At 60.6% G+C, this 5,462-nt stretch carries 5 protein-coding genes and 1 pseudogene; 5 read left to right on the top strand and 1 reads right to left on the bottom strand.

Translation table 11 applies throughout. The features are described from left to right. Positions 1-646 (bottom strand): transposase zinc-binding domain-containing protein (locus ACGLHR_RS50505; RefSeq protein ID WP_400103498.1); only part of this gene is annotated, 646 nt, incomplete at its 3' end. Between the two features lie 286 nt (positions 647-932). On the opposite strand from ACGLHR_RS50505, the gene ACGLHR_RS50500 reads away from it, so the two are divergent. The 5 genes and pseudogenes from ACGLHR_RS50500 to ACGLHR_RS50480 form a co-directional block, all read left to right on the top strand. Continuing rightward, positions 933-2,198, top strand: coding sequence for a site-specific integrase (locus ACGLHR_RS50500; protein WP_400103496.1), 1,266 nt, complete (start codon positions 933-935; stop codon positions 2,196-2,198). Continuing rightward, a complete protein-coding gene (locus tag ACGLHR_RS50495; protein ID WP_400103494.1) occupies positions 2,188-2,871 on the top strand; it encodes a tyrosine-type recombinase/integrase in 684 nt (227 codons plus the stop codon). The genes ACGLHR_RS50500 and ACGLHR_RS50495 overlap by 11 nt, the downstream gene beginning before the upstream one ends. A 240-nt stretch (positions 2,872-3,111) precedes the next feature. Then, a complete protein-coding gene (locus ACGLHR_RS50490; protein ID WP_400103492.1) occupies positions 3,112-3,528 on the top strand; it encodes a tyrosine-type recombinase/integrase in 417 nt (138 codons plus the stop codon). Beyond that, positions 3,525-4,535 (top strand): tyrosine-type recombinase/integrase, encoded by a 1,011-nt coding sequence (locus tag ACGLHR_RS50485; RefSeq protein WP_400103490.1) that lies wholly within the window; start codon positions 3,525-3,527, stop codon positions 4,533-4,535. Before ACGLHR_RS50490 ends, ACGLHR_RS50485 begins: the two co-directional genes overlap by 4 nt. A gap of 282 nt (positions 4,536-4,817) precedes the next feature. Further along, positions 4,818-5,462: pseudogene (locus ACGLHR_RS50480) on the top strand (transposase zinc-binding domain-containing protein); the annotation flags it as partial.

The following is a 5,462-nucleotide window of genomic DNA, read 5'->3' as shown; positions in this document are numbered from 1 at the left end:
AGAAGTGCAACGCCCCGCTATCGAAGGCGCGGCGCAACTGTTCGAGGAAGAGGCGCCGGAACAGGCGCGAGAGCACACGCACGGGCAGGAAGAAGCCGGGACGGCAGGCGGTCCAGTGCTCGCCATCGGGCGCGATGCCGCCGCCGGGTACCACGCAGTGCACGTGCGGATGATGCTGCAAGTTCTGCCCCCAGGTATGCAGGATCGTGATGAAGCCGATGGCAGCGCCCAGGTGCTTCGGATCGGCGGCGATCGTGCGCAGGGTGTCGGCGCTGGTGCGAAACAGCATGTCGTAGAGAAGACGTTTGTTCTGGTATGCGAGCGCCGCGATGGGCTCGGGGAGCGTGAAGACCACGTGGAAGTACTCGACCTCGGGGAGCAGTTCGGCCTGCCGGCGCTCGAGCCACTGCGCGCGGGCGAGCGACTGGCATTTCGGGCAGCAACGATGCCGACACGAGTTGAAGGCAATGCGCTGATGGCCGCAGGCGTCGCACTGCTCGACATGCCCGCCGAGCGCCGCGGTGCGGCACAGCGCGATCGCGCTCATCACGCGCCGCTGGGCGCGACAGAGCCCGCTGGCATGCGCTAGCCGGTACTGCGCTCCGCAGTGGCGAAAGATGTCTGCCACTTCCAGTGGCGTGCGCATGGCCGTGCCTAGAAGTACGCGGGTGCAGGCGGCTGAGGCGGGAGGGGCTCGGGGTGCGGCAGCAGATCGAAGGGGCTGGCGGTGGCGCACACCGTGCTGGTGGCGACCCTCAGGTAGCGTAAATGTGCTGCAGCACATTTACGCTATTGCGCACAGTAGAACGTTATGTAGAGTAGCCAAGGCAAACGCTTCGCGAGCAAGGCGTCAGCGTTGGATCGCTGCACATAAAGTTTCATGATGGAGCTCCTGGCGGTCATCGGGACCGCCTTTTGTGAGGAGCTCGATCATGGAGCAGTCGACCCATCAAGTTTCACGTCACCTGCCGTTGCCGCAGTTCGTTGCGGGAGCCGTGGGCGAACTGGAGAGGCTTCACTACAGCAGACGATCCCTGGGGCGCTATCGCGCAGTCTGGCGACATCTCATCGCGTTTTGTCACGAGATGAACCTGGGAGATGAGTACTCTCAGGACCTGGTGACACAGTTCTTCACTGCGTATCAGATGCGTGAGGGTGAATGCCTGAACTCACGCCAAGCGTGGCGACGGCATATCGTGTTTGCCCTTAAGGTTCTGGAGGACTTTGCGCATGACGGGCATATTGAGCGCACCGTCACCGACATGCAGCAGATACAGGTCCCGCCGTCCATGAAGGGGGCAGTTCGTGACTACGAACAGTACTGTCGCGATCGCCTTCATCTTCGACCGACAACGCTTCGCGAACGGATGCGAGAGATCGCCATATTTGCGGATTTTCTTGAATCAAGGAACATCACGTCTTTCGATCAGGTGCAGCCGGCCGATATCTCCGCCTTTGTAACCTCAGGGCATCGTCTGGCTGCCAAGACCGTCTCGCGGATCGTTTCCGATGTGCGTGGTTTTCTGCGATTTCTTCTGCTGCGTGGAATTCTGCAGCGCGATCTGAGTCATGCATTGCCAGTGGTTCGCGTTCCCCGGGATGCGAATGTTCCATCGGTCTGGGACCCGGAGCTCGTAAGCAGGTTGCTCAAGGTTGTTGATCGAAGCTCGCCCAAAGGCAAGCGCGATTACGCGATTCTCCTGCTTGCCTGTCGTCTCGGATTGAGAGTGGGAGATATCCGGACACTAACGCTCGATGACCTGAAGTGGGAAGCGGCAACCATCGAGATGACGCAGTCGAAGACCATCGCACCGCTTTGTCTGCCACTCACCGAAGAGGTTGGAGAAGCGCTGATTGACTATCTGAGATTAGGCCGTCCTCACTCAGAATGCCGCGAGGTGTTCCTCACACTGACGCCTCCTTTTCAACCCTTCTGCGAAACCAACAACCTGCATCGCATTGTCGAGTTCTGGAAGGACCTTGCCGGCATCCGTTTCCGGACCAGGCAACGCCACGGTCTGCATTCGCTGCGCCATACACTGGCGGCGCAGCTGCTCCATGAGCAGACTCCATTTCATGTCATCAGCGAGATCCTGGGACATGCGACGACGGCCTCGACATTGATCTACGCCAAGACAGACGTGGAAACCCTGCGCACTGCTGCGTTGAACACCGAGGAGATGCGCCATGTCGAGTAGAGCATTCAAGGGACAGTTCCGAAGTGCTGTCGGCGCGCTCATCGAACAGTTCGTCCAGGAGAAGCGGGCATGTGGTTACCGATATGATGAGCCAGCCCGCTTGCTGGCGCGGTTCGATCGTTTCTTATGCGACGAGGCGCTATCGCAATGCGAGCTACCGCGCTCAATCAGCCGCAAATGGCTCGCCAAGCGTCCCCACGAGAGTCGGGGTACCCACTGTCATCGTATTTGCGCGGTTCGCCAATTTGCCCTATTCATGAGCCGCTTGGGGTATCCCGCCGATGTGCCGGATCGATCGTTGACGGCAACGCACGCTGACGCTTTCTCAGCACGCATTCTGACCCACGCCGAGATCAAGCGGTTGTTCCACGAAGTCGATCAGCTCACACCAACCGCACGATCTCCAATGCGGCATCTCATCATGCCGGAAGTATTCCGGCTGCTGTATGGCTGCGGCCTGCGGCTTGGCGAGGTGCTGCACCTGCGGGTGGCTGATGTTGACCTCGACCGGGGGATCCTGATGGTGCGTGAGGCTAAATTTGGCAACTATGCCGCATTCCTGGCAATGCCGATCAGGCTGAGATTGGATCACGATGATGCTGGCAAAGAGCCAGCAGGACGTCATTCTGAGGTCGCCTGGATCGGCATAGTTTCAATGGCTTCAGACCCTTGAGAAACCGTTCCGCCCAAGGTCCCTCTGGCATCGAGCGAGTGCGACCCGCGTTTTCGGGTACAACTTCTCCATGACCTGCTGCGCCTCTCGTAAAAGCGAGCCTGACATCCATCAGACTATGCCGATCATTTTTCGTTGATTCCCTTTGAATTGGCCGTCGCCCCGTTCAAATCGAACATAGTTAACGATGCGGCATAGCGGTGACTACGCCGCTAGCGGCGTAGTGCCAAGGATCGCCTCGTGCCTCCAGCCTTGCCGCTGGTGGAGCGCCTTCGAACCTATGCGGCAGTCATGGGTGATCGTCCGCCCGATGCCTACTTCTTCCCATCGCGATCCGACGGCCCGTGTAGTCTCGAAGCCGTCTATTGGGTATACCGGGACCTGCTGTTGCGCAGCGGGATTGCGCACGCCGGTAGAGGCAAGGGGCCGCGCGTACATGATCTTCGTCACGCCTTTGCCGCGCATGCCTTGCTGCGCTGGTGCCGCGAGGGAGCTGACCTCGATGTGAAGCTCCCGGTGCTGGCGACCTATATGGGCCATCGTTCCCTTGCCGGAACGCAGCGCTATCTGCATCTGATTGCCGAACTGTTTCCGGAGATCACGTTGCGCACTAACGCCGCTTTCGGTGACGTCATCCCGCGGAGGAACGGGGCATGAAGCCGACGGATTTCTCCCAGCTTGTGACCAGCTTCCTGACGCAGTATCTGGCCGCACAGCGCAATGTAAGCCCCAACACCATCAAGGCCTATCGCGACGTGTTCACCCTGTTTTTGCGATTCTGTCGCGACGTGCGTGGCATCGCCCTGGACCGTCTGTCTATGGCACAGATCGACGCATCTCTTGTGGAGGCGTTCCTCGATCATCTGGTCAACGATCGGCACGTTTCGATCAGCACGCAGAATCATCGTCTCGCCACCTTGCACGCATTCTTCCGCTACGTACAGTCGGAAGTGCCCGAGCGCCTGCTGCAGTGTCAGCAGATCCTCGCCATTCCGCTGCGACGACAGCCGCGCCCCAGCGTCGGCTACCTCTCCAGGGAACACCTCGCACAGGTTCTCGCGCAACCAGACCTGCGTACGTCTGAGGGCCGTAGAGATGCAGTGATGTTGAGTGTGCTCTACGACGCCGGTGCCCGGGTACAGGAGTTAATCGACCTGAACGCCGGCGACGTGCGTCTGGATCCTCCATCGCAGGTGCGGCTCATGGGAAAGGGGCGAAAGATGCGCGCCGTGCCGCTGATGGACGCGACGGTCGAACTGCTGCGCCAGTATCGACGCGACAACAACCTCGATCGCCCCGAACATGCGGACAAGCCGCTCTTCCAGAACCGGCACGGTACACGGTTAACGCGCTCGGGCGTGCGCTATCTCCTGCACAAGTATGTGCAACCTGTACGGCGCGATCATCCGGAGTTCACGCAACCGGTAAGTCCTCACAGCCTGAGGCACACAAAGGGAATGCACCTGCTGCAGAGTGGCGTCCCGCTCGAAATCATCCGCGACTTCCTGGGTCACGTGGATGTGAAGACAACCGAGATCTATGCTCGCGCAAATCTTGAGATGAAACGGAAGGCACTCGAGAAAGTGGTGGACGGCACGCTGCTTCCGAAGATCCCGTCCTGGCAACAGAACAAGACCCTTCTCGAGTGGCTGCATTCGCTGTAGGACCACGGAGGTCACGCTCGCCTTTTGTTAGTCGCGGGCCTCCCGTCCAAATTTTATGTCGAGCTCCTACGACCGGAATCCTTTGCTATCAACGAGACGGGGCTCGAGACTGCACATAACAACTTTCTGTAGGTAATAGCGTAAATGTGCTGCAGCACATTTACGCTACTTGAAGCTCGCCACCAGCACCGTGTGCGCGACCACCAGTCCCTTCGACCTGCTGCCGCATCCCGAACCCATCCCCTCCCAGCCCGCTGCGCCCGCGTACTTCTGAGCACGGGCATGCGCGCGCCACTGGAAGTGGCCGACATCTTCCGCCACTGCGGCCCGCAGTATCGGCAGACTCATGCCGACAGCCTCAGTCGTGCGCAGCGGCGCGCGATGCGCGCGATCGAGCTGTGCCGCACGGCAGCGCTGGGCGGCCATGTTGAGCAGTGCGATGCCTGCGGCCATCAGCGCATCGCCTTCAACTCGTGTCGGCATCGCTGCTGCCCGAAATGCCAGTCGCTCGCCCGCGCGCAGTGGCTCGAGCGCCGGCAGGCTGAACTGCTCCCCGAGGTCGAGTACTTCCACGTGGTCTTCACGCTCCCCGAGCCCATCGCGGCGCTCGCGTACCAGAATAAACGTCTTCTCTACGACCTGCTGTTCCGCACCAGTGGCGAAACGCTGCGCACGATCGCCGCCGACCCCAGACACCTGGGTGCCGCCATCGGCTTCATCACGATCCTGCATACCTGGGGGCAGAACCTGCAGCATCATCCGCACGTGCACTGCGTGGTCCCCGGCGGCGGCATCACGCCCGATGGCGAGCACTGGACCGCCTGCCGTCCCGGCTTCTTCCTGCCCGTGCTGTGCTCTCGCGCCTGTTCCGGCGCCTCTTCCTCGAACAGTTGCGCCGCGCCTTCGATAGCGGGGCGTTGCACTTCT

Origin of the sequence: Cupriavidus sp. CuC1 (genome assembly GCF_044627735.1) — a bacterium.
In the GTDB taxonomy this organism is placed as follows: Bacteria; Pseudomonadota; Gammaproteobacteria; order Burkholderiales; family Burkholderiaceae; genus Cupriavidus; species Cupriavidus ulmosensis.
Note: the sequence above shows the minus strand (reverse complement) of the source record. Positions and strands in the feature narration are given on the sequence as shown.